The following is a 20,632-nucleotide window of genomic DNA, read 5'->3' as shown; positions in this document are numbered from 1 at the left end:
GGGAATTTCGGTGCGTCAGTGGGGAAGTTCAGTGAGCGCCGCCAGGGGCGAGACCAGTGCTTTCAGTGTCGCGCTGAAAGGCTATCGGTGGTAGCCGGTGGTGGTGCCGATCCAGGTGATGAAGTCCTCGGCGTCCTCGTTGGCGCCGTGGCCGGCATCCCAGTACATGGCGGCGTTCACGTTGTCGCCGAGGTTGTGCAACCGGGCTGCGAGATTGCCGACGATGGTAAGCGAGGTGTCGGAGTCCTTGGTGCCCACTCGAATCCACCAGTTCTTGGTCCGGTTCGGGCTCTGACGATCCAGGAAGTGCATGGGGTTCATCAGGTTCAGCTTGTCCGGCAGATCGGCGTCGAGTTCGGCGGAGGCGTTGCCGGTGGCGTGTCGCAGGCTGTACGGGGTGAAGTGGCGGGCTTTGGTGGTGCCCAGACCGAACTCGTTGTTCTCACCGGCCGACAGGTCGAACGCGTCGAACGCCGGGACGTTCTTCTTCCGGGCCCCGACGTGGGCCAGGTAGTCATTCCAGGCGAAGGTCGCCTTTGCGGCCGACCACGTTATCCACGGGTTCTGGCCCAGATAGTCGGCACGCGCCGAATCCGACAGCGCGGCAAGATATTTGGTCGCCGAAGACTGTAAGTAGGTGCGGGTCAGATAGTCGCCGTAGTTGTCGGCGGTGAGGGGACCGAAACTGTTCTCGCCCATTAGTTTCAACCCGGCCTGGTAGCTCGCGAAGGCGGTCTTCAGCTCCCCCGACACGCTCTGGTCCACGAGCCCGCCCGTGCTGAGCGCATTGGCGCCCCAGTTCCATTCGTAGGCCATGTCGGCATGCTCCAGATCGGCGATCGGGCAGTAGTCGGCGCTGGCGAAGACGGCGTCGCTGGCCTGCGCCGCGCCGATCTCCCGCAGGTAAGGGTCGTAGAGCGGGTCGTCGGTGGAGGCTCCGAGCAGTGCCGACATCGCGCCGCCGGCGCTGACGCCGGTAGAGACGATCCAGTCGGTATTGCCCGGGATGCGCCCCGCATTGTGGCGCACATACCGCACGACCGCCTTGAGGTCGACGATCGCCGCCGGAGCCACGCCGTAGTACTCGCCCGCACTGTTGACCAGGTCCCGGCCGCGCGTGCCCGGCTCGACGACGACATATCCGGCAGCGAGGGCCAGATCCGGATTGCTGGCCCGGTTCGCGCCATCGGCGAATCCACCGCCGGGCATCCCGCCGCTGGGCATGGCACCGCTGGGCATGGCACCGCCCATGCCGCTCCCGGCGACCGATGACATGTACCCGGCGATGGAGTTGCTAAGCAGGATCGGCGCGCCGCTCGCGTCGACGGCCTTGCCATCGATTTCCACCGGCACGCTGACATTCAGCGTCTGGTGCTGTTGATCCACCGGCTTCGAGACGTAGGAGATTCCTGTGTAGGAGCGATAGGTGACCGATTTGCTACCGGCGGACGTAGTCACGGTCTTCTGTGCGGTCGTGTACCGGTTCGGGTCGAAGGCCAGTGCGTCCGGCTCGTTTTCGGCGCTCGTGTTGTGCTGGCCAGAGCGGGTGCCGCAGGCGATCGCGGCGAAAGGTAGCACCCCCATCGCGGCGATCCCCTTGAGCATGGTCCTGCGTTGCACGGTCTCTCCCTTCGCCGACACCAATTGTTGGTTATATTGTTGACAATATATCTCCGGTGAATCTGCGCGGAAGCTGGGAGATAACTCAAAACTCTGTCTGTCATCACAGGAGCCCCGCCCGGCAGGCGGTCGGGCGGGGCGTCGGCGGCCGGAAGAGGCCGGTGCCGGTCAGGTTCTCATTTCGCCGGGGTGTTCGGCATGGGCTGGTTGATCGTGGTGAAGTACTGCACCGCGGCGAGAATCGCGACGGGTGCGGTCACGGCGAGATTGCCGATCAGGGTGCCCAGGAAGCCGACCACGGACATGCCGACGATGCAGCCGAAGACGCCGGCGGGCAGCGCGCCGAACATGGCGGTCAACGCGCCGGTGACGGTGGCCAGGGTGACGCCGCCGAGGATGCAGCCGACGCCGGCGCCAGCGATGCCGCCGACCAGGGTGCCGACGGTGGCGCCCAGCGAGATGGTGTCTTTCATGCGGTTCCACGCCGCCTGTTCGCGGTCGTAGGCGTTCTTCCACGGCGCCTGGTCCTCGTACGGCAGCGCGACCGGCTTGTAGACGGCGTGGTCGAGGTCCATTTCCGGGGTCAGGGTGGCGGTGCGATCGGAGATGTTCGCGGCGATCGGGAACTCGAAATCGTCGACGCGGAACTTCAATTCGGTGCCGGCGATGGTGGCGCCGTTGGCTGCCTTGATCTTGAAGATGCCGTCCTCGACGACCATCGACCCGGCATCGGTCTTGATGACGGTGTCGGTGTTGGAGTTCGTCACGGCGTAGTTGATCGTGTCGCCATCGGTGCTCCGGGCCTGGGCGGTGCCCGTGGTGATGCCGAGTGTGGCCGCGGCCAGTGCGGCGGTGACGGCGATGCTTCGCATTTGCATAGGTTTCCTCATCAGGATGTATTTCGAGACCCGAATTCTGTTCGATACGAACGAATTCGGAGTTTGTGGTGGCTCTACACGGGCTGGGTCGTGGAGCCTTCGGTGGCGGCAAGGTCGTCTGCCGCGTTGATCGCGTCGACCTCCGGATTGCGTCGGACGAAGGCGAGCGTGAGCAGCGCGATTACCGCCGCGGCGGAGAACATGCCGAACCCGCTGGTGGTGAGGCCGTGTGAGAGCAGCACGCCGCCGAACCAGGGGCCGAAGATGGAGCCCCAGCGGCCCACCGCGGAGACCCAGCCCAGGGCGGTGGCGCGCACGCTGGGCAGGTAGTACGAGCTGGTGGAGGCGTAGATCAAAGTCTGTGCGCTGAACAGGAATCCGCCGGTGGCGAAGACGACCACGTAGGTCCATACCAGCGGCATGTGATTCACCAGCAGTCCGACGCCGACCGCGGTGCAGGCGAACCAGGCCATCGCGACCCGCTGCGGTCCGAAGCGGTCGGCCAGCGGACCGGCGACCAGCATGCCGACGATGCCGCCGAGGTTGATCACGAGCAGGAAACTGATGGCCGAACCCAGGTTGTAGCCGTGGCCACGCATCATGGTCGGCAGCCAGGTATTCATGCCGTACACGAGCAGCAGGCCGAAGAACGATGCCACCCAGAACAGCAGGGTGGTTGTGCGCACCGGTGCCGCGAACAGCGCCCGGACATCCCCGCGGCGGCGCTCCGCACCCGGCTCCGGCGCGTAGAACCCCAGGGGCACACCGTATTTCGAGGCCAACGCGGTGGCGCGCTCGGTACGGCCGCTGGAGATCAGATAGGTGATCGATTCCGGCAGCAGCGCCCACACCACCGGAATCAGCAGCAGTGGCAGCATGCCCAGCCAGTACACCGAACGCCAGCCCAAAGCGTGCACCACCGACATGGCCAGTGCGCCCGCAAGTGCGCCCCCGGCCTGGTGGGCGGTCATCAGGAAGGTGACCGCGATGGCCTTGCGGCGTGGAGGTGCGAATTCCTGGACCAGCGCGATGCAGGTGGGCAGCAGTGCGCCCAGTCCGTAGCCGGAGATGAAGCGGGCGACGGCGAAGACGCCGACCGAGGGCGCGGTGGCCGCGCCGCCCGAGGCGAGTGAGAAGATGACCACCCCGGCCAGTAGTAGGCGCCGGCGCCCGATCCGGTCGGTCAGCAGCCCCGCGGTCAGCGCGCCCAGCAGCATCCCGAAGTTGGTGAGGCTGCCGATGTCACCGGCCACCGCCTTGGTGAGGTGAAAAGCCTTGTCGTCCAGCACACCCGGCAGCACAGCGCCGTAGACGAACAGATCGAGGCCGTCGAGGAGAACGAGGAACCAACACAGCGCGATGACGCGGGTGGCCAGGGTGGTGATGGCGGTGGAACCGCCGGGTTGGGCTATCGCGGACAACGGAATCTCTTTCGTCCAGTGGTGTGGATCACGGTGACGCACGCTACAACGTCAGAGATCCGGTGCACAATATTTTGGGCAAAATTGTTAACAATTGATTCGAATGGGTTGGCACGACGCCGAGCCCTCCGTGTCAAACGTTCGAAATACCCTCAGCGACTGCTAGTTTCAGGTCTCCCGCGTCAGGTCGTCGGCGGTCGGTGTGCCGTGGGTATGGAAGGACTCGATGGTCTTCAGCCCCCATGCCTGCCCCTTGGCGCGCTCGGCTTCGGTCCAATCCACCCGATGCCAATCCGGTGCCAGGATCAGCCGCGCTCCCGGATTGCACAGCTCGATGCGGTTGCCGCCGGGTTCGTAGACGTAGAGGAAGAACGTCTGCTGGATGGCATGTTTGTGCGGTCCGGTCTCGATGAACACGCCCTGGTCCAGGGCGACGTCGCAGGCGCGCAGAATGTCGGCGCGGCTGTCGGCGGCGAAGGCGATGTGGTGCAACCGCCCCGACAACCCCAAGTTGTCGCGGGTGTAGACGAGGTCGTAGCTCTTGTTGGTGAACGTGGTCCACGCGGCCGCGACCGACCCGTCGTCGAGCATGATCTGCTCGGTCGTCAACGCGCCCAGGACGTCGACGAGAAAATCACGATTGTCCCCCGGCGTGCGCCCGAGGAAATTCACGTGATCGAGGCGGCGGGCGGGAACACCGCCACTGGGGTAGGCGGCAGCTTGGTTCTTCAGCGCCGGACGGGTCTCCTCGGTGCACTGGAACCATTCCGCCTCGTAGTAGAGGCCGAATTCGTGCCCGTCCGGATCCGTGAACAGGTAGGTGGGTCCGAAGCCGGGTTCGCCGTCGGCCCAGCCGATTCCGTATCCGGTCGTTTCGATGGCATCCACCCGCCCTCGCAATGCCTCGGGGCTCGCGGCCCGTAGGTGGGTTCGGGCGATGCCCGCGTGCCGGTGTGCTCGCAGGGTGAGGGTGTGGTGCTGGTAGTCGTCCCAGGCGTGCAGGTAGACCCGATCACCCTCGGACCCGACCACCCGCAATCCCAGGAAATCGGTGCAGAACCGAACGCTCTCCTCGAGTTTCGGGGTGAGCAGTTGCACATGCGCCAGATGCGCGATCTCGTGGCGAGGTGCCATGATTGCGGTCCTCCTTGACCGTCGGGCGCGTCATGCGCGAGGAAAAGCCCTACCGGCGAACAGCTTTCGAGCGGTGCGCACCACGCCTGCGGAGCGCGCCCGCGGCGGGGTGACGGTGGTGTCCATGTCGATATCGATCAGCAGGTGCCCGGAGGGATGCTCCATGTCCACCCGCCGTGGCCCCGGGGGCAGGCCCGCGGCGAGCTCGTGCCCGACCGCTCCGGGAGTCATCATCGCGGTTGCGGCGCTGATCGCGGCGAACACGCCGATGGACGTGTGCGGCTGCACCGGGATGAACGAGCGCGTGCACACCGTCCCGCCATCGCAGGCGGGTGTGAGAAGCACGGTCTTGGGCACCGAGGTCTCCGCCACATCGCCGAGCCCCATCAGCTGAGCGGCCTTGCGGCGCAGGTTGTCCACGCGGCCGAGCAGTGCGGCGTCCGTCGCCAGGTCCGCGACCGGCTCGTAGCCGGTGAGCCCGAAGCTCGCCGCGGTCGCGACCACCACGGGCATGCCGTTGTCCACGCAGGTCACGTCGATGCCGTCGATGTGGTCGCGCAGTCGGCCGGTCGGGAACAGGCCCGCGGTGGCCGATCCGGCGGTGTCCTCGAACGACAACACCACCGGCGCGGCCGTCCCGGGCACACCATCGATGCGAGTATCGCCGGAGTAGACGGGCAGGCCGTCACGGACCGGGAACGTGGCGGAGGCGATGCTGCCGGAATTGATCTGATGGATGCGGACAGTCGCGCTGTCACCACCGGCGGTCACGAGCCCGGTTTCGACGGCGAAGGGCCCGACTCCGGCGAGTATGTTGCCGCAGTTCTGCCGGTCGGACACGGTCGGCTGGTCGACGCCCAGCTGCAGGAACAGGTAGTCCACGTCCACGCCGGGCCGCCGCGACGGAGAAACCACCGCGACCTTGCTGGTCAACGATGTCGCCGCGCCCAGGCCGTCGATCTGGCGGGGATCCGGGGATCCCATGATCCGCAGCAGCAGATCGTCGCGGGCCGTCGGATCGGCGGGCAGGTCGGCGGCGAGGAAGTAGCCGCCCTTGGAGGTCCCGCCGCGCATCCAGAGGCACGGAACGCCTTCGGATTCCGGGTTCGAGCTGCCCGGTCGCACCGCGGTCATCGATCCTCCTTGGCGATGTAGTCCTCGTAGGAGATATAGGTGATGCCGAATTCGTCGAGGCGGGAACGCAATCCGTAGCGGTCCAGGCCGAGTTCGCCCCGCCGGAACGCCTCCCGGCTGTCCTGCTCCTTGGTCAGTCGCGCTGCCGAGGCCGTCAGAACCTCCGGGACCCGCCCGCGCGGCACGCAGGTCACGCCGTCGTCGTCGGCGACGATCACGTCGCCAGGATGAACCACCTGGCCCTCCAGCACGATCGGCACGTTGATCGCGCCGGCGGTCGCCTTGACCGAGCCCTGCGCGCTCACCGCGGTCGACCAGGCCGGGAAGCCCATCTCCTGCAATTCGGCGACATCCCGGACACCGCAGCCCAATACGACGCCGCGCACGCCGCGCTGTCGCAGGGCGGTGGCGAACAGCTCGCCGAACAACCCGTCGGTGGACGGCGAATTCGTCACCACCACAAGGACATCCCCGGCACGGCACTGCTCGACCGCGACATGGATCATCAGGTTGTCGCCCGGCCAGCAGACCACGGTGACCGCGGTCCCGCCGATCCGCGCGCCCGGCCAGGCCGGGCGCAGCCGCGGGCCCAGATATCCGACGCGACCGGCCGCCTCGTGCACGGTGGCCACGCCGTATTCCCCCAGCCGGGCGGCGTCCTCGATCGATGCCCGGGGCGGATCGGTGACAACGATGTTCTGCATGTCGCTCTACTCCTTGGTGAAGCTGATCGCGCGGTCTTCGGCGATGGCGCGCAGGGCGTCTCGCGTAGCCGCCGCGATGCGGGGGGTGATGCCGAGGTCGGCCAGCTGTACGGCCGCCGCGTCCATTTCCTCGGCGCGCCGCGTCGCATGGGCGTAGGTGCCCGAGATCAGGCGTTCGATCATGTCCGCGTCGAAGCGGACGAACTCGGTGATCAGATGGTGGTGGAACCACTCTTGGCAGCCCGCGGCCCGCGCGCCAGCCTCGGCCTCGACGACGGCGGCGGCCAGCCCCTTGTAGACGATGCTGCGCAGCAGTTTTCGAGAACTTGCCGCGCCGATCGGGCCGTCGACCTGCTCGATGGCGACACCGAACTCGGACATCATGGTGGCGAACAATGGTGCGGCTGGACCGGACGCCGCCATCGGGGTGTACAGACCTTTGCCCGGCACCGGTGCCATGATGGCCACGTCGACCAGATCGCCGCCATGGTCATGGATCTGCTCGCCCAGCAGAACTTTCAGGGCCGGACTGGTCGTATTCGCCTCGGCCCAGATGGTTCCCGGGCACAGGGCGGGCACGGCGGCCAGCACCGCCGCCTCGGCTTCCGTGCCGGTGGTCAGTGAGAAGACCAGCTCGGCATCGCGTATCGCGTCGGCTTCGTCGTCGCGTTGGGACACGCCATGCGGTGCGGAGATTTTGGGGTCGTACCCGCGGACGGATGCGCCGGCGGCGACCAGATCGCGGGCGAACTCGCCTCCGGCTTCCCCGAATCCGAGCACTGCGACCCGCAGGCGATGTGGCGGTGTCGGGGTCACGAGAGGGTGGCGGTGACGTGCGGGTAATGGCGCACGAAGGCCTCGGCGCGGCTGTTCTTCAGCAGGCCCAGATTCGGTCCGGCGTTGCGCTCGAGCTGCACGCCACGGCGGGCGGCCAGGTCCTCGTAGTAGGTCCACATGTGTTCCTGGGCGCCCAGGCAGCGCATGGCCTTGCGTTTGGTCTCGAAGACCTCGGTGATGTCGAGCAGCACGTCGGGCCGGAACTCCGACATCTCCGACTGATGCGGTTCGAAGCTGAAAACCGGTGGCGCGCCGAGGGGTTCGCCAGGAGCGTCGTAGCCGACGGCCTGCGCGAGGATGCGCGCCTGCATGGCCATGCGCGCCGCGGCGGGGTGATCGCCGTTGTAGGGGTCGGCGAGGGTGTGGGTGAGCACCACGGTGGGGGAGGTCTCCCGGTAGACGCGCACCAACCGGTCGACGAGCTCGGCCGACTCCAGCAAGGGGTAGTCGCCCGCGTCGAGGAACCGGATGTCCGCGCCGAGCACATCCGCGGCGGCCCGGGCTTCGTCCCGACGCAGCGCCTTGATCTCGTCGAGTTGCTTGCCTTCCCGCCACGCCTTGGCCGATTCGCCGCGCTCGCCGTAGCTCAGGCACACCACGGTGGCCCGTTCGCCGCGGGTGGCGGCCAGGGCGATGGCTCCGCCCGCGCGCCAGACGAAATCGCCGGCGTGGGCGCTCACAACGAGTAGCGATTCGGTTGCCTTATCGGCCATTGCTTCACCTCATGAGTTCAGGAGTGCCGCACAGCGCGGCGCGTTCTGGACGTCCGTGTCTCGGGTCACGTCCTGAATTCAAGGTAGGTGTTTGTTGGCGAAATTGTCAACAATCTTAGTGGCGAAGCCGCCCTGAACCTCTGTTTGCGCAGGTAGTTGGGTTAATCCGATGCGTTGAGAGCGGTGATCACGCTGTCCAGGTGATCCCGCATGGCCTGTTCGGCCGCGGCAGGGTCGTGCGCGATGATCGCCTCGACCACGGCGAGATGCTCGGCGAGGGAGACTTGCGGGCGGCCCGGGCGCAGCGACAGCTGGAACTGGAAGCGCACTACCTGCGTGTTGAGCCGGCCGATGAGATCGGCCGCGGTGTGCTGCCCGGCCATTTCCGCGATCGCCGCGTGCAGCTCGTGGTTGAGGCTCGAATACTTCAGCGGCTCGCCGTCGCGCACCGCGGCGGCGAGTTGGTCGGCGTAGCCGCGCAATCGCTCGCGGTCGGCATCGGTGGCTCGCTCGGCGGCCTTCGCGGCGATCAGGCCCTCCAAAACCTTTCGGCATTCCAGGATTTCGACGGCCTGCTGCGTGGAGACCGCCCGTACCCGCGCGCCGCGGTTGGGAATCCGCTCCACCAGCCCCTCGCTGATCAGCTCGTCGATCGCGGCGCGCACGCTGCCCCGCGTGACGCCGTACTGCTCGACCAGGTCCGCCTCGACCAGCCGCTGTCCCGGCGCGACCTCACCGCGGCGCACGGACCCGCGCAGGCGTTCGAGCGCGATGGCCTTGCCCTGCGTTCCCCGTTCGAGCTCCTCCGACTGCGACACCGGCCTGTCCTGACTGTAGGTGATCAATATTGTCGGAAATTATGCCAACAACTTGCCCGGGTCGGCCAATGGCGGCAACGTGCCGTAGCGGCCGGGTCGGGATCCCGTCCGATTCGGTTGAGGGTCTTGAACTGTGCGGTGACCCCTGTCAAACTCCTGTCGGCAATATTGTTGACATTTATGTCACCAAAGAGTGGTGGATGGTTATGAGTAGCACTGGTACGAGCACGGCTGCATGGCTCTCGCGGGCCGACGTCCGGCAGACGGTCCGGGCCGGATTGATCGGGGGACTGGTTGGCGGCGTGTGCATCTGGATCTACGAGGCGATCGTGTGGGTCGGTGTGCAGCATCAGATGCCGATGAAGGGGATACCGCGCAATGCGACCGGATTGACGTTCGGTCAGCACGTGCAAACCTCGCTGGGAGCCTGGGCATATGTGCTCGGCACGGTGATCCACTTCGCGTTCGCGCTGGGCTGGGGTGTGCTGTTCGCGGCGATCTGGCCGTATTTCCGTCGCCGCGGGATCGAGGCGACGCTGGTCGCACTGCCCTATGCGATGCTCGCGTGGATCGTGATGCACCTGTCGATCGCTCTGGTTTCGGACTCCCACCCGAATTACGGGGATTCCGCAGTGGTGATCGGCGGGTTCATGTCCCACTTCTGCTACGCCGTGCCGCTGGCTCTGGTGGTGAAACAGCAACTGGCGCAGCGGAAATAGCGGCGCAGCGCCGAAGATGTCAGGCTCGGCGTCGAGGGCGCAGGCGGACGGATTCGGACGGGGCGGTTTGCCGACACTGTCAGTCGGGAATCCCGACGCAATCAGCCGCATGTCATGTTCCGTGACTTTGGAGGACGATCGCGATGAGCGGTAGCCCCGAGCCCGCATCGAACGGCAAATCCACGGCGCGAAGAATCGGGGTGGTCGAGCATGATCCCTTGGCGGCGCGCATGTTGCCCGACGCGGAGTGCTTGCGGTTGCTGGCCGATGTTCGATTCGGCCGAATCGTGTAGTCGCGGTATGCGTTACCGGCCATCCGGCCCGTGAATCACATGGTCGACGGGGAAGTGATCGTCGTCGGAACCGGTGTGGGCGTGGGCATCCCGCCGTATCAGCATGTAGTCGCCTACGAGGTCGACACCCTCGACCTGGACACACAGCAGGGCCGGTGTGTGATCGTGACCGGTACTGCCGAACCGGTCACCGACCCCGACGAACTCGACCGATATCGCCGGTCGCTGCACTCACGACTCCCGGGCGGGCAGGAAAAGATCCTGCGCATTCACCCCGCGGCCATTACCGGCATCGAATACCTGGAGCCGAGGAGAAACGACCGCTAGCCACCCGGCTGTGAGGTCTCGCGACGATGGCCGGTCGCCTCTCGAATCATGTCGAGCAGACCGTCCATAGCGGCGAGTGCCGATCCTTTGTCGGAATAGATCAGGCCAGGATGTCGATCAGAGAAGGCTTCATAGGCGTGGCTGGATGGTGACCACCGTACGTGTATGGCGGACAGTGGGATTCCGTGGTCGAGTGTCGCCACGAAGACTCCGAATCCAGGCAGGTACACATGAGCATTATCTGCCGCCTGTTACTTTCTGGATACTGCCGAAGGACACGAGTTCACGAACCGCTCAGCACCCACGACAACACTGATCTCACTCGATCCACCCGTTCCCTTCACTGCGCTGGGGCCCGGCTATGGTGGGGCCGAACTGCGTTTGATCCCGCCGACTCATGGAGGAGTGCCTGCGTGGCCGCTGGTGTCGAAGGCGCGAACGTTATCCTGCGCAACAGCTGCGGAGAGGTTCTGCTTTTCCTGCGTGACGACAAGCCTGACATCCCGTTTCCGAACACTTGGGCGCTGCCGGGCGGTCACGTCGAGCCAGGGGAGACACCATTGCAGTGCCTGCTCCGGGAGATCGCCGAGGAGCTTGGCATAGATCTTGACCCGAACACCGTTTCACCGTTGTGCTCGCGGCGGCGGCCGTGGGGCATGATCGAGCACACCTTCACCACGGTCCTGGATCTCGACCTGGATCTGATCGAGGTGACGGAGGGACAGGGTCTGGCCTGGTTCGGACCTACCGAAATCGCGGAGATGGCGCTGGGATTCGAGGAAAACGACATGCTGGCGGATTTCTTCGCTGCCGACGCCGCGAGGTGAGCGTGTGGCGCGCGGTCACGGTCGTTCGGAAGAAGAGCATCGGTACCCGACACCCGGTGCGGTCGCGGATACGGCGCGGTCAGTTGTACCGGAGTGGTCGACCGCATTGCGGGCACTGTGCCTCGTCTTTGAGATGCGCTTCTTCGGTTTCGGTACCAGGAACTATTGCTATCAATGACTTTCGGCATATCGCCCCGTGCTGATTCACACGCCGCACGGGCGGTCGTTGCCGTGTCCATCCGACGTAATGCATGACCGCGTCGAAGGTGTCGGCGTCTCGGAGCTTGGTTGGCTCGGCGAAGCATGCGATGTAGATGTGTTCGTCGTGGTTCCGGCAGTTGTCCGCGCATCGTTGCCGGGCGAGCGGTGAACAAGACCTGTCGAATTCGGCTGTTGGCAGACTCTCGGGCGCGGTGAGTTGCGGGAGGTCGGAGAGCGGGATACCACTCCAGACGCCGGATGGGTCGGGGCCGTGAACGGACAGGTCGTCGATCAATGCCTCGAACCACTCTTGGTCGGTTGCGTATGACGTGAGTCGTGCGGTTCGCTCGAGGTATTGCGCTGTGGCAGCGGCCATCCGTGGTTCCCACTCGGGATCGTCGCGTGGCCTGCATCGGCACCCGAGGACGCCGCGTTCGTTGCCGTAGGAGCCCTCGTGGACCGCTATTCGCTGCTTGCACCATCTGCACACGACGCCACGAAGCCTCACCGTCGCTGCCCTGGTCGTCGTGTCGATATACATCGCGTGGCAGCGCTGACAGATCATGCAGCGGCCGTCGAGCGCTTGCAGCAGTTGATCGAGCTGGTGCTCGCCGAGCTTGTGCCGCTTGGCGCGCTTGGCCAGCGCGGATTTCGGCAACTGCGGCATGCACCCGCCGACGCAATCGCGATGTGTCTCGGCCTCATCTGCCATGGCACGGTCCTGTCATCGATGAACAGTGCAAGCTCGTGTCTTGTCGGCCCCCCGAGCCTGCTCGAATGTCGCAGGCGCGCATGTCGATGATCTCACGTAAGGGACAGCATGCAGCACGAAACTCGATTGACCTTGCATCGGCCGAGGCCGCGACTTCTCACATTCGGCGGCCGCGGCGGACGGTCTGGCGGGGAATCGGCTTGCGGCGCTGCCGGGTGGGCTTGGGCTGGTCATGGCCCCCAGGCGTTGATGGATCGACGGCGGGGGTCCGGGCAACCGATTGGCTGTCAGGCAGTGCGGTCGGTTTGCGTGAGGTGCCGGTGGAACGTTTCGACTGGGCACGTTCGATGCGGCGGCGTAGTTCGTGCGCGAATTCGGCCAGTCGCTGATCGCGGTGCAGGTAGTCCGGGATCGGCCGTAGATTCCCGGTGTATTGCAGGTCAGTGATGGCTTGGAATGATATTGCGCTGGCGGCGAGTCCGGGATTGGGGTGGTGGGCGAGGATCCAGATGTCGGCGCGGTCTCGGAGTTCGCGGGCGGGGTCGGTGACCAGGAGCAGGGATGAGCCGAGGTCGTTGTAGTTGTCGGTGCTGATGGCTGCGATCAAGGTATTGGTGTCGAGGCCGTGAGCGTCGGCGAGAGCGATGGTCTCCAGCAGGATTGGCCAGTATCGAGAGCTGCCGGCGGTGCGGTAGAGCACGGCCGGGAGTGCGATGTAGAGGCGGCGTTCGGTGTGCTGGTCGGCAAGTTCTTTGACGTAGTGGTGGTAGTCGTCGCGCATTCTTTCCAGCCGTTCAGGGCTGGCGGGAGGCCAGTCGGAAGCGTCCGCGGTTTCGCTGCCCCGGTATGGCGCTGCCGCAAGCGTCTCGGTGGCATTGGCCCGACCGATCAGCGCGTACGTGTCGTATGTGTCTGTAGAGCAGAGCGTTTCGGCACCTGCGCTGTTTGTCGCTAGCAGCGAAACCGCCGCGATCGGGGGAACCTCGGCGAGTACTTCCTGGTCGGCCTGAGCGGCGATCGGTCCAGGCGATGGCGTGATTGGGACAGCGGTGTTCACGTTCGGAGCGACGAGGCGTCGGCGTAGTTCGTGTGCGTAGTCGGCGAGATCGGTCTCGGTGCCTGGCCACGACGTGGGCACCGGTGCCCACGCTCCGGAGTAGGGGGCATCACGTAAGGCGCGGAAGCCGTTCGCGGCGGGGGCGGTGAGGACGGGCAAGGTGTTGAGGCGTGCGATGAGGTCCGTCAGGTCGTCAATACTTGCGGTGGTGAGGGTTTCGACGGATGCGACGGTGAGCGGGTTGGGAACCGGGGCTAGGCGCTGTTGGATCCAGCGGTCGGCGCGGGCACGGAGCACGGCGGCGGTATCTCGGGCGTTGACCAATGATTCCCCGAGGTCTTCGAAGTTGTTGGTGGCGATGACAGTTACGAGCTCGTCGGTGTCGAGCCGGTGGGCGTCGGCGAGCGCGAGCGTGTCGAGCAGCTCTCGGTAGTTCGGGGACTGTTTGGCTTCGTGGAAGAACATGGCGGGCAGTGCTCGGCCGAGCAGGTATTGGCCGCGGGCGTCGGCGAGTAGTCCGATGGCGTGGCGGTAGTTCGTGCCGATGCGACGGTCGGCGGCGGCTTGTTCTTCGCGCATGATGTCGGTGGCGGAGCGGTTGTCGTCTTCGCGGGCCAGGACGCGGGCGAAGCAGTGGAAGGGTTCCTGGGGGTCGTCGGGTTGCTGGTCGCCGGAGATGTCGACGAGGGCGTCGGTGGCGACGTAGAGGCGGTTGAGTTCGGATCCGCGGGTGAGCCCGACGTAGGCCAGCCCGCGCCCGAGGGTGGCGTTGAGCAGCATGCGGGCGCGGCAGACGGTGATGCCTTGGGCGCGGTGGGTGGTGGTGGCGTAGCCGAGTTCGACGTGCTCGCTGATGTAGTCGGCGGGCAGGACGACGGTGCCGCGGTGAGTGGTGCCGGTGACGGTGATCGAGCCGTCGTGGTGGATGCGATGGATGCGCCACAGGTCGCCGTTGTCGACGCCGGTGCCTTTGCGGATGCCGCCGAGGATCTTGAGGCGGGGATTGTTGTGGCGGGTGACGACGATGTCGCCGAGGTATCCGCTGTGCCCGTCGGACAACAGGATTCGGCCTCCGTCGGCGCGGACGCGGCCGCTGGCGAGGTGGGCGGCTTGGGTGGCGGCGTTGAGTTTGGAGACGTCGTCGAGGGTGGCGGCGATCATGACAGAGGAGATGTCGGCGGCAGTGTCGGCGAGGTGCTCGGTGAGGATCTGGGTGCGTAATTCGTCGCTCATCCCGTGGCTGATGCGGCCGTGGCTGTTGTAGAACTTCCAGGCGTCCTTGGCTTTTCCGGCGCGGACGGCGAGGGTGGCTTCGGCTTCTTCGGGGTCGTTGAATCGCACCAGCTGGTCGAGTTCGGGGGCGTGGGTGTCGCGGGCGATGGTGGCGATGATGCCGCCGGACTCGACCGCCGAAAGCTGTTCGGGGTCACCGATACCGCGGATGACCGCGCCGTGGGTGGTGGCCACCGATAGGAGGGCGTCGAGGTCGAAGGTGGCGACCATGGCGGCCTCGTCGACGAGAAGCATTGTCCCGGGCGCCAGTCCGGTGGCCACACCGAAGTCGAGTTGAGCGAAGAGTTTGTGGATGGTGCGGGCTGGGGTGTGCAGGCTGGCGCCGAGTTCGCGTGCCGCTGAGGCTGAGGGGGCGAGCGCGATGACGGTGTGCCCGGTGCTCTGCCAGGCGTCGGCGACGGCTTTCATGGCGGTGGTTTTGCCGCTGCCGGCGGGGCCGATCGCGACGGCGAGTCTGGTGCCGACGGTGCACAGGTAGCGGGTGATGGCGCGTTGGCCGGGGTTGAGGGGGTGGGTCTCGGTCTTGTCGGTGCGAGCGATGGCGGCGTCGACCTTCTGGGTGGCGACGACCTCGCCGAAAGGGGTTCGCGCGGCGTCGAGGAGGCGGGTTTCGGCGTCGAGGACGGCGGTGGAGGTGTAGCGGGTGGCACCTGTAACGGTGAAAATGCTCTCCCCGGAGGCGCGGGCCATCGCCGCGGGGATGGGGTCAGGGTCGACGGACAGCTGCAGCGAATGGGTATCGCGCACAAGGGCTGTGACATGTTCGACCGCAGCGCGCTGCGCGTCGTCGTGATCGAAGTCGCAGAGGGCGAGGCGGTCTTCGACCGCGGAGCGGATGTTGGCTTCGGTCCATGTCGCACGGCGGCGGGCCACGATCTCGGCGACCTCGACTGCGATCGGCTCCGGCTCGTACATCGCACGTGCTGCCGTTCGGCAGGCGGTCTGGATTCGTTGCAGCAGGGCCTCATCGGGCTCGGGGGCGAACCGCGCGGCCAGCACGATGTGTGCCTGGGTGCGGTCGGCGAGCGAGTCGAATAGGTACCGGTCGAGTCGATGGGTGATCGCCTGCTCCAGCTTCGCCGGTGTAGCGCTCAGGACGCCGGCGATGCCGCCGAGGTCGACACCGACCGCGACCGCGGCCTCGTCAGGATCGAACGGGCGCGGTGCCTCGGGATGGGTGTGCGCCCACAGCAATTCGTCGACGAACCGGGCTCCATCACGGCCGTGTCCGAACAGGCACTGGTAGCGGGCATCCCATTCGGTGACCATCTGACGCAACGACTTCGGCAGCGGCTTCTGCATGCGAGTTTCCAGCGTCGCCTGCTGAGCCAGCTTGTACTGGGTGGCGAGCTTCGGGTTGTGCCCGTGCACGGCGCGATACTGGGCGGCGAGTTGTTCGAAGCGGGCAATGATGTCGTCGCGGCGGGAGAACTCGGCAATCATGTCCTCGCCGACACCGACCACTTCGAGGACGGATTCTTTGCCGCGGCCGCGGAAGCGTTCTTCGAACCGCCATCCCATGCAGCGCTTGAGTTTTCCGACGATGATGGCGTTGTAGCGGCACGACAGCGACACCGCCGCCGCGTACAGGGCGCGCGCGTCGAGGGCGGACCATTTGCCGTCGGAGCCGAGGACCTTGCCCGAAATCACACCGTGGGTGTGCGGGTTCATGTCACCGGCGCGGTTGTCCCAGTGATGGAACGCGGCGACGATCAGCCCGGTTGCGTCGATCTGCATGACGCCGTTGGCGCCGCGGCGGGTCACCGCGTACCGGGATTCGGCGAAGGCGAGGACCTCCTGCACGGCTTCGAGATGGCAGCGCCAGATCTCCCGGCGGATCGCGTCGGTGCCCAAGCCCCACAGGATCGAGATGGATTTGGCCGGGGTGAACACGCAATCGAACCCGGCCACCGCCTTGCGCGTGCCGGACTTCTCCGCGGCGAGCGCATCGTTGATTTCGGCGCGGGACGGAGCTCGCCCCAGCACGGTATTGAGGTGTTCGCGGGCGGCGTCGGTGCGCAGGATGGTGCGCTCATCCCAGTCCGGACGGCGCCGGTGCAGAGTGGTGAACGCGTCGACGTGACGATCGAAAAGTTCTCGGATAGGGGAGGGCTCGGTCGTGTATTCGTAGAACATTCGACCGATCTGCGCGGCCTCGACCGCCTGCTTCGCGGTCTTTCCGTCCGCGATCGCCGCAGCGATGATGGCGTCGGAATTCGGATGCAGTCCCTCCCCGAACAATGCCTGCATTTGTGCTTCGGTGACCTGGCCGGACAAGCCGAGCGCTGCGGCGCCCGCGCCCATCCATATACCGGGTGGAGTGCCATTTTCGATGTAATAGTCGGTGAGGTCCCTGGTCCGGTCGCGCAACCGATCACCGCAGGCAACCTGCCTGGTGAGGTACTCGTAGCCGTCTCCGGCATGTAAGCGGTGAAGGGTCATCACATGATCGAATGTGCTCCGGAAAACACTGCTCTGTAAATCATTGCCCTATGGCGTGCATTGAAAATGCAAGAGGTGTGTCTTTGTAAGGAAGAGTACCCATATGGGATGTGATGGAACGCTGGATCTGGTGTTGAAAACAGCTAGAACTGGATGGGATTGTGGAAATGAAAAATAGAAGGTGATGAATGGAAGGAAGCGGTGCGCGGCGCGGCGAGCTCGCGCTGACGGGACCATCGACGAGAAAGGTGGTACGGGATGGCAGAGAAAGTGACTGCGCGCGCGTGGGCGCGGAAGGTGACTGCACGGATGTTGGCCGAGCAGGCATGCGTGCTGAAGACCAACGAAGCCGATCTTGCCGAATTCCGCAAGCAGCACGGTCGGTGGGAACGGGCCGGTCGACGGCGCGATGCGGCGATCGCGACAGTGAATGCGCGCTACCAGCAGGCCGAGGCGGACGCCGAAGCGGGCGCGGGAGCCGCGCTCGGTCGTCTGCACGCGCGGGGAATGGGTGAAGCCCAGCTGTGTGAGATCACCGGGCTCAGTGCGGTGCGTGTGCGGCGGCTGCTGCGCCTGCCACTCGAATCCGTCCCGGCCACGCTGGCCGGGGCGGGAGACTCACCACCGGTCGTTGTCGATGAGGGTGGAGCGGGGAATGGTGCGGCGCAGGCCGGGCAGGCGGAAGATCCGCAGAGCGACACGGGATTCCCACAGTCCGTGCTTGAAGGCCCATGTCCAATGTCCCAGCAGCCAAATGAACAAGCCGAGCGCCAGCCAGGGCAGTCTGGAGGGGATGGCGTGCGCTGGGCGGAACACGATCGTGAGCAGTGAGTCGAAGAACAGGAAGAAGCCGACGATGCGGGCGAGGATAGGGAACGCCCACCACAGCAGCATCGACACGAGAACGATGACGGCTGTCAACCAGATCAGACCCATCAGAACAACTCCTTTGCGATCGACAGCATGGTCAGGCATGGAGCAGTGCCTCGATTGGACGCCGATACCTGCTGGCAGATACCGGGATCGGGGAACTGGATTCGATCAACCGTGGATGGCGTGGGGAGACCGGTCGTAGAAGGAGGCCTGGCCGATCAGCCGCTCCTCGTGCGCGCAGAAGACATGGACGTTGACCGCGTCGAGCAGATCGTCACGATCCTGAGTGAGTTCGTGCACCTGCCATGCGAGCCTGCGGTTTTCGGATTCGACGGTTCGCAGCCGCCTCGACAGCAGCACGACCAGCGCCGCGCAGACATCGAGATTGCATGCGCACGGGTCGACGGGGAACTCGTCGTGGACCGAAGCGGCTGGCGTGCGGCGGCCCGGGGTGTTGTGGGCAGGCATAGTGGCCACCTCCGAACGGGATTGGGCCCAGCCCGAACCCGCCCCGCGATGACCGCGGGGCGGTTCGGCCTGGGCGTTGGGGCAGACAGGCCCGTGCAGGAGCCGTGAGCGACTAGAAGTCGGGCTGGTCACCGACTCCGGCGCCGACGAGGGCAGGCTTGCCGCGGCGCGCGGGCGGCTGTTTCGCCGGTGCCTTCTTCGTCACCGGTGCAGTCGCGTGCGGGTCGTCGTCCAACTCGACCTGACCCGCGCCCTCGGGTTCATCGACGGAGACCGCGACGGTGGTGAACCGCAGCGAGGCCGCGATGTCGTCGGCCATGACCTCGGTGATCCACTGGGTGACATCGTTGCGGTCCTGGTAATTGCGCTGGCGCAGTCGACCGTTGACGATGACGCGAGCGCCCTTGAACAGGCTCGCCGCGACGTGGTCGGCCATCTCGCCCCACACGACGCAGCGCATGAACGCCGTTGCGCCGTCGCGCCATTCGCCCGAGGCGCGATCGTAAACGCGCGAGTTCTGCGCGACAGTCAGATTCGCGACCACCTGACCGGTGACCAATTGCTTGTAGTCAGGGTCCGCGGTGAGGTTGCCGACCACCGTGACGATGATTTCTCCAGTCATGACAATGCACTCCTCGAGTCGAAGGGAAAGAGCGAGAGGCAGACCGCCGCGTCCCTCCGGAATCCCGATACCGAAAATTCCGTGATCGGGTGGTGCCCCGGAGGGCTGGCGATCTGCGGCTCCGCCATCAGGGGTGGGCCGGGCCCGTAGGGCCGTCGGGGGTTCTGCGGCGCGGAATGGGGATCGCCGCTTGCGGCGACCGGAGCGCAGCGGAGGCTCGTCCCCATTCCGTGGCGCAGGTTCATCGGCGGGAACCCGGCCCACCCCTGATCCCCTTGGGGCAGATCGCCGGGACTCCGGGACATACCCGATGACTCGCTCAACCTCCTTCACTCTCGTTGCTGCGGTGCTGGAATAGCAGGGCAGCGAACGGGTTTGGGCGGAGCGGCGTGTATGGATTGGGATGGATCGTGTCTAGGAGATCGACCTGACACGATGCACATGGTTCGGATCGCGCAGATCGTCGTCGCCGTGCTCATCGCAGTAAGCAGTCGACAGCCAGCGGCGGATTCCCCAGCGTTCCATATCGATCCACCGCGTCGCCGCGTTCATACATCCAGACCGCCAGCAGCCAAGCTTCCGTCGGACAGCCGATGGAAATGCTGCACGGAGCCCTTACTGGATCCCTTTCTGCTCATGCTGTACCTCCTTTCGTGGGTCTGGGGGTGTAAGTTAGCGCCGGGTGGTGAGGTGTCGTGGGTGGCGGGCGCCGATGGTGAATCCGCTGGTGATGGTTCGCTCTAGCTCGCGGGCGGTGAACTCGTGATGTCCGATGTGGATGGCTGCCGCGGTGGTTAGTGCGTCGCGGGCGAGGTGAGGGTCGAGTGTCTGCCCGGCGATGAGACGTCCGAGTGTGAGCGCGGCCCGGAACAGGGTGGTGTTGCGTGTGCCGGGTGTTGCGGTCCGGACTTTGCTGGTTTCCGCGGTGAGGATGGCCTGCAGGTAGGCGTCGGGATGTTGTGGCGGTGCACCGGGATTGCCCGGTGGTGTCGGTGGCGGTGTGAGAAGTGCCTGCAGCCATTCGGGCAGATCGGCGACCGGTTTGTTGGCGAGGACTCGGTAGTCGCCGTCGATGGTGTGTGAGCCGACGGCGACGACATATCCACCGTGCCCGCGGGTGTCGATGCCGGGGCCGAGGCGAGCGGTGGTGTTGGGCAGTCGTAATCCCTGTGGGGCCCCGTAGTACAGGTGGCGTCCGGTGCCGGACGGTGTGGCGACGGTGTAGGTGAGTAGCGAGGTTTGCTGTGCGGTGGTGATGGCGAGGTGGCGAAGGACTGCGGGGCCGTCGATCCCGTGATGGGTGTCGAGGTCGATGACGTGCAGTTGGCTGGGGCCGGTGGCGATGCCGATGTTGTAGTGCGGGTTGGTGTTCCACCATCGGCGGATGCGTTCGGGGTCGGTGGTGGCTTCGCGGGGCCACTCGCGCAATGCTGGGCGTTTGGAACCGGGCCGGAGTGGAAAGACGAACCAGCCACGGGCCGCGGCGGCGTGGGCGGCGGCACGGAATCGGTTGGTAGGCATGGGGAACTCCTGGGACTA

General features: G+C 65.9%; 19 protein-coding genes. 4 read left to right on the top strand and 15 right to left on the bottom strand.

Going from position 1 to position 20,632, the window contains the following annotated elements; genetic code table 11:
- Positions 1–81 precede the first annotated feature (81 nt).
- The 9 genes from GPX89_RS25820 to GPX89_RS25780 form a co-directional block, all read right to left on the bottom strand.
- The gene (locus GPX89_RS25820) at positions 82–1,620 is read right to left on the bottom strand and encodes a subtype B tannase (RefSeq protein ID WP_198347591.1); all 1,539 of its coding nucleotides are present in this window, start codon (positions 1,618–1,620) and stop codon (positions 82–84) included.
- Positions 1,621–1,796: 176 nt separating this feature from the next.
- Positions 1,797–2,498, bottom strand: a complete 702-nt coding sequence (locus tag GPX89_RS25815) for a hypothetical protein (protein WP_157390239.1) — start codon at positions 2,496–2,498, stop codon at positions 1,797–1,799.
- Between the two features lie 74 nt (positions 2,499–2,572).
- On the bottom strand, positions 2,573–3,919 hold the full coding sequence (locus tag GPX89_RS25810; RefSeq protein ID WP_157390238.1) for an MFS transporter: 1,347 nt from the start codon (positions 3,917–3,919) through the stop codon (positions 2,573–2,575).
- Positions 3,920–4,087: 168 nt separating this feature from the next.
- Positions 4,088–5,053: a VOC family protein gene (locus GPX89_RS25805; protein WP_157390237.1), complete on the bottom strand. Its 966-nt coding sequence runs from the start codon at positions 5,051–5,053 to the stop codon at positions 4,088–4,090.
- 30 nt (positions 5,054–5,083) lie between these two features.
- The gene (locus GPX89_RS25800; RefSeq protein WP_157390236.1) at positions 5,084–6,187 is read right to left on the bottom strand and encodes a 4-oxalomesaconate tautomerase; all 1,104 of its coding nucleotides are present in this window, start codon (positions 6,185–6,187) and stop codon (positions 5,084–5,086) included.
- Entirely contained in the window at positions 6,184–6,891 is a 708-nt protein-coding gene (locus GPX89_RS25795; protein ID WP_157390235.1) for a 4-carboxy-4-hydroxy-2-oxoadipate aldolase/oxaloacetate decarboxylase, read from the bottom strand. The genes GPX89_RS25800 and GPX89_RS25795 overlap by 4 nt, the downstream gene beginning before the upstream one ends.
- A gap of 6 nt (positions 6,892–6,897) precedes the next feature.
- A complete protein-coding gene (locus GPX89_RS25790; RefSeq protein ID WP_328602322.1) occupies positions 6,898–7,707 on the bottom strand; it encodes an NAD(P)-dependent oxidoreductase in 810 nt (269 codons plus the stop codon).
- Positions 7,704–8,441, bottom strand: coding sequence for a PIG-L deacetylase family protein (locus tag GPX89_RS25785; protein ID WP_157390234.1), 738 nt, complete (start codon positions 8,439–8,441; stop codon positions 7,704–7,706). The genes GPX89_RS25790 and GPX89_RS25785 overlap by 4 nt, the downstream gene beginning before the upstream one ends.
- A gap of 161 nt (positions 8,442–8,602) precedes the next feature.
- Positions 8,603–9,259, bottom strand: a complete 657-nt coding sequence (locus GPX89_RS25780) for a GntR family transcriptional regulator (protein WP_328602321.1) — start codon at positions 9,257–9,259, stop codon at positions 8,603–8,605.
- Between the two features lie 206 nt (positions 9,260–9,465).
- Between GPX89_RS25780 and GPX89_RS25775 the strand changes: the two genes are divergently transcribed.
- The 4 genes from GPX89_RS25775 (at position 9,466) to GPX89_RS45550 (ending at position 11,425) form a co-directional block, all read left to right on the top strand.
- Positions 9,466–9,978 carry a hypothetical protein gene (locus tag GPX89_RS25775; RefSeq protein ID WP_198347590.1) on the top strand — a complete coding sequence of 171 codons (513 nt, stop codon included), beginning with the start codon at positions 9,466–9,468 and terminating at the stop codon, positions 9,976–9,978.
- A 143-nt stretch (positions 9,979–10,121) separates the two neighbouring features.
- Entirely contained in the window at positions 10,122–10,271 is a 150-nt protein-coding gene (locus tag GPX89_RS25770; RefSeq protein WP_157390232.1) for a hypothetical protein, read from the top strand.
- A 21-nt stretch (positions 10,272–10,292) separates the two neighbouring features.
- Positions 10,293–10,598 (top strand): pyridoxamine 5'-phosphate oxidase family protein, encoded by a 306-nt coding sequence (locus GPX89_RS25765; RefSeq protein WP_328602379.1) that lies wholly within the window; start codon positions 10,293–10,295, stop codon positions 10,596–10,598.
- A 413-nt stretch (positions 10,599–11,011) separates the two neighbouring features.
- Entirely contained in the window at positions 11,012–11,425 is a 414-nt protein-coding gene (locus tag GPX89_RS45550) for an NUDIX hydrolase (RefSeq protein WP_328602320.1), read from the top strand.
- A gap of 79 nt (positions 11,426–11,504) precedes the next feature.
- Here the strand turns inward: GPX89_RS45550 and GPX89_RS25755 are convergent, their stop codons facing one another.
- The 6 genes from GPX89_RS25755 to GPX89_RS25730 all read right to left on the bottom strand — a co-directional run bounded on the left by GPX89_RS25755 (position 11,505) and on the right by GPX89_RS25730 (position 20,614).
- Positions 11,505–12,338 carry a hypothetical protein gene (locus tag GPX89_RS25755; protein ID WP_157390229.1) on the bottom strand — a complete coding sequence of 278 codons (834 nt, stop codon included), beginning with the start codon at positions 12,336–12,338 and terminating at the stop codon, positions 11,505–11,507.
- 157 nt (positions 12,339–12,495) lie between these two features.
- Positions 12,496–17,130, bottom strand: a complete 4,635-nt coding sequence (gene mobF, locus GPX89_RS25750) for a MobF family relaxase (RefSeq protein ID WP_157390228.1) — start codon at positions 17,128–17,130, stop codon at positions 12,496–12,498.
- Between the two features lie 618 nt (positions 17,131–17,748).
- Entirely contained in the window at positions 17,749–18,066 is a 318-nt protein-coding gene (locus GPX89_RS25745) for a hypothetical protein (RefSeq protein WP_157390227.1), read from the bottom strand.
- A 105-nt stretch (positions 18,067–18,171) separates the two neighbouring features.
- The gene (locus GPX89_RS25740; RefSeq protein ID WP_157390226.1) at positions 18,172–18,471 is read right to left on the bottom strand and encodes a hypothetical protein; all 300 of its coding nucleotides are present in this window, start codon (positions 18,469–18,471) and stop codon (positions 18,172–18,174) included.
- Between the two features lie 112 nt (positions 18,472–18,583).
- Positions 18,584–19,093: a single-stranded DNA-binding protein gene (gene ssb / locus GPX89_RS25735; protein WP_157390225.1), complete on the bottom strand. Its 510-nt coding sequence runs from the start codon at positions 19,091–19,093 to the stop codon at positions 18,584–18,586.
- A 672-nt stretch (positions 19,094–19,765) separates the two neighbouring features.
- On the bottom strand, positions 19,766–20,614 hold the full coding sequence (locus GPX89_RS25730) for a bifunctional DNA primase/polymerase (RefSeq protein ID WP_157390224.1): 849 nt from the start codon (positions 20,612–20,614) through the stop codon (positions 19,766–19,768).
- Between the last annotated feature and the right edge of the window lie 18 nt (positions 20,615–20,632).

This window comes from Nocardia terrae (genome assembly GCF_009760405.1).
In the GTDB taxonomy this organism is placed as follows: domain Bacteria; phylum Actinomycetota; class Actinomycetes; order Mycobacteriales; family Mycobacteriaceae; genus Nocardia; species Nocardia terrae.
This window is presented reverse-complemented; position numbering and strand designations above follow the sequence as displayed.

What these genes read in the sequence shown, in the direction of transcription:
- GPX89_RS25755 (WP_157390229.1), bottom strand. Translation starts at nt 12,338, where the DNA reads ATGGCAGATGAGGCCGAGACACATCGCGATTGCGTCGGCGGGTGCATG.
- GPX89_RS25800 (WP_157390236.1), bottom strand. Translation starts at nt 6,187, where the DNA reads ATGACCGCGGTGCGACCGGGCAGCTCGAACCCGGAATCCGAAGGCGTT.
- GPX89_RS25815 (WP_157390239.1), bottom strand. Translation starts at nt 2,498, where the DNA reads ATGCAAATGCGAAGCATCGCCGTCACCGCCGCACTGGCCGCGGCCACA.
- GPX89_RS25795 (WP_157390235.1), bottom strand. Translation starts at nt 6,891, where the DNA reads ATGCAGAACATCGTTGTCACCGATCCGCCCCGGGCATCGATCGAGGAC.
- GPX89_RS25775 (WP_198347590.1), top strand. Translation starts at nt 9,466, where the DNA reads ATGAGTAGCACTGGTACGAGCACGGCTGCATGGCTCTCGCGGGCCGAC.
- GPX89_RS25740 (WP_157390226.1), bottom strand. Translation starts at nt 18,471, where the DNA reads ATGCCTGCCCACAACACCCCGGGCCGCCGCACGCCAGCCGCTTCGGTC.
- GPX89_RS25805 (WP_157390237.1), bottom strand. Translation starts at nt 5,053, where the DNA reads ATGGCACCTCGCCACGAGATCGCGCATCTGGCGCATGTGCAACTGCTC.
- GPX89_RS25770 (WP_157390232.1), top strand. Translation starts at nt 10,122, where the DNA reads ATGAGCGGTAGCCCCGAGCCCGCATCGAACGGCAAATCCACGGCGCGA.
- ssb (WP_157390225.1), bottom strand. Translation starts at nt 19,093, where the DNA reads ATGACTGGAGAAATCATCGTCACGGTGGTCGGCAACCTCACCGCGGAC.
- GPX89_RS25745 (WP_157390227.1), bottom strand. Translation starts at nt 18,066, where the DNA reads ATGGGTCTGATCTGGTTGACAGCCGTCATCGTTCTCGTGTCGATGCTG.
- GPX89_RS25730 (WP_157390224.1), bottom strand. Translation starts at nt 20,614, where the DNA reads ATGCCTACCAACCGATTCCGTGCCGCCGCCCACGCCGCCGCGGCCCGT.
- GPX89_RS25785 (WP_157390234.1), bottom strand. Translation starts at nt 8,441, where the DNA reads ATGGCCGATAAGGCAACCGAATCGCTACTCGTTGTGAGCGCCCACGCC.
- mobF (WP_157390228.1), bottom strand. Translation starts at nt 17,130, where the DNA reads ATGACCCTTCACCGCTTACATGCCGGAGACGGCTACGAGTACCTCACC.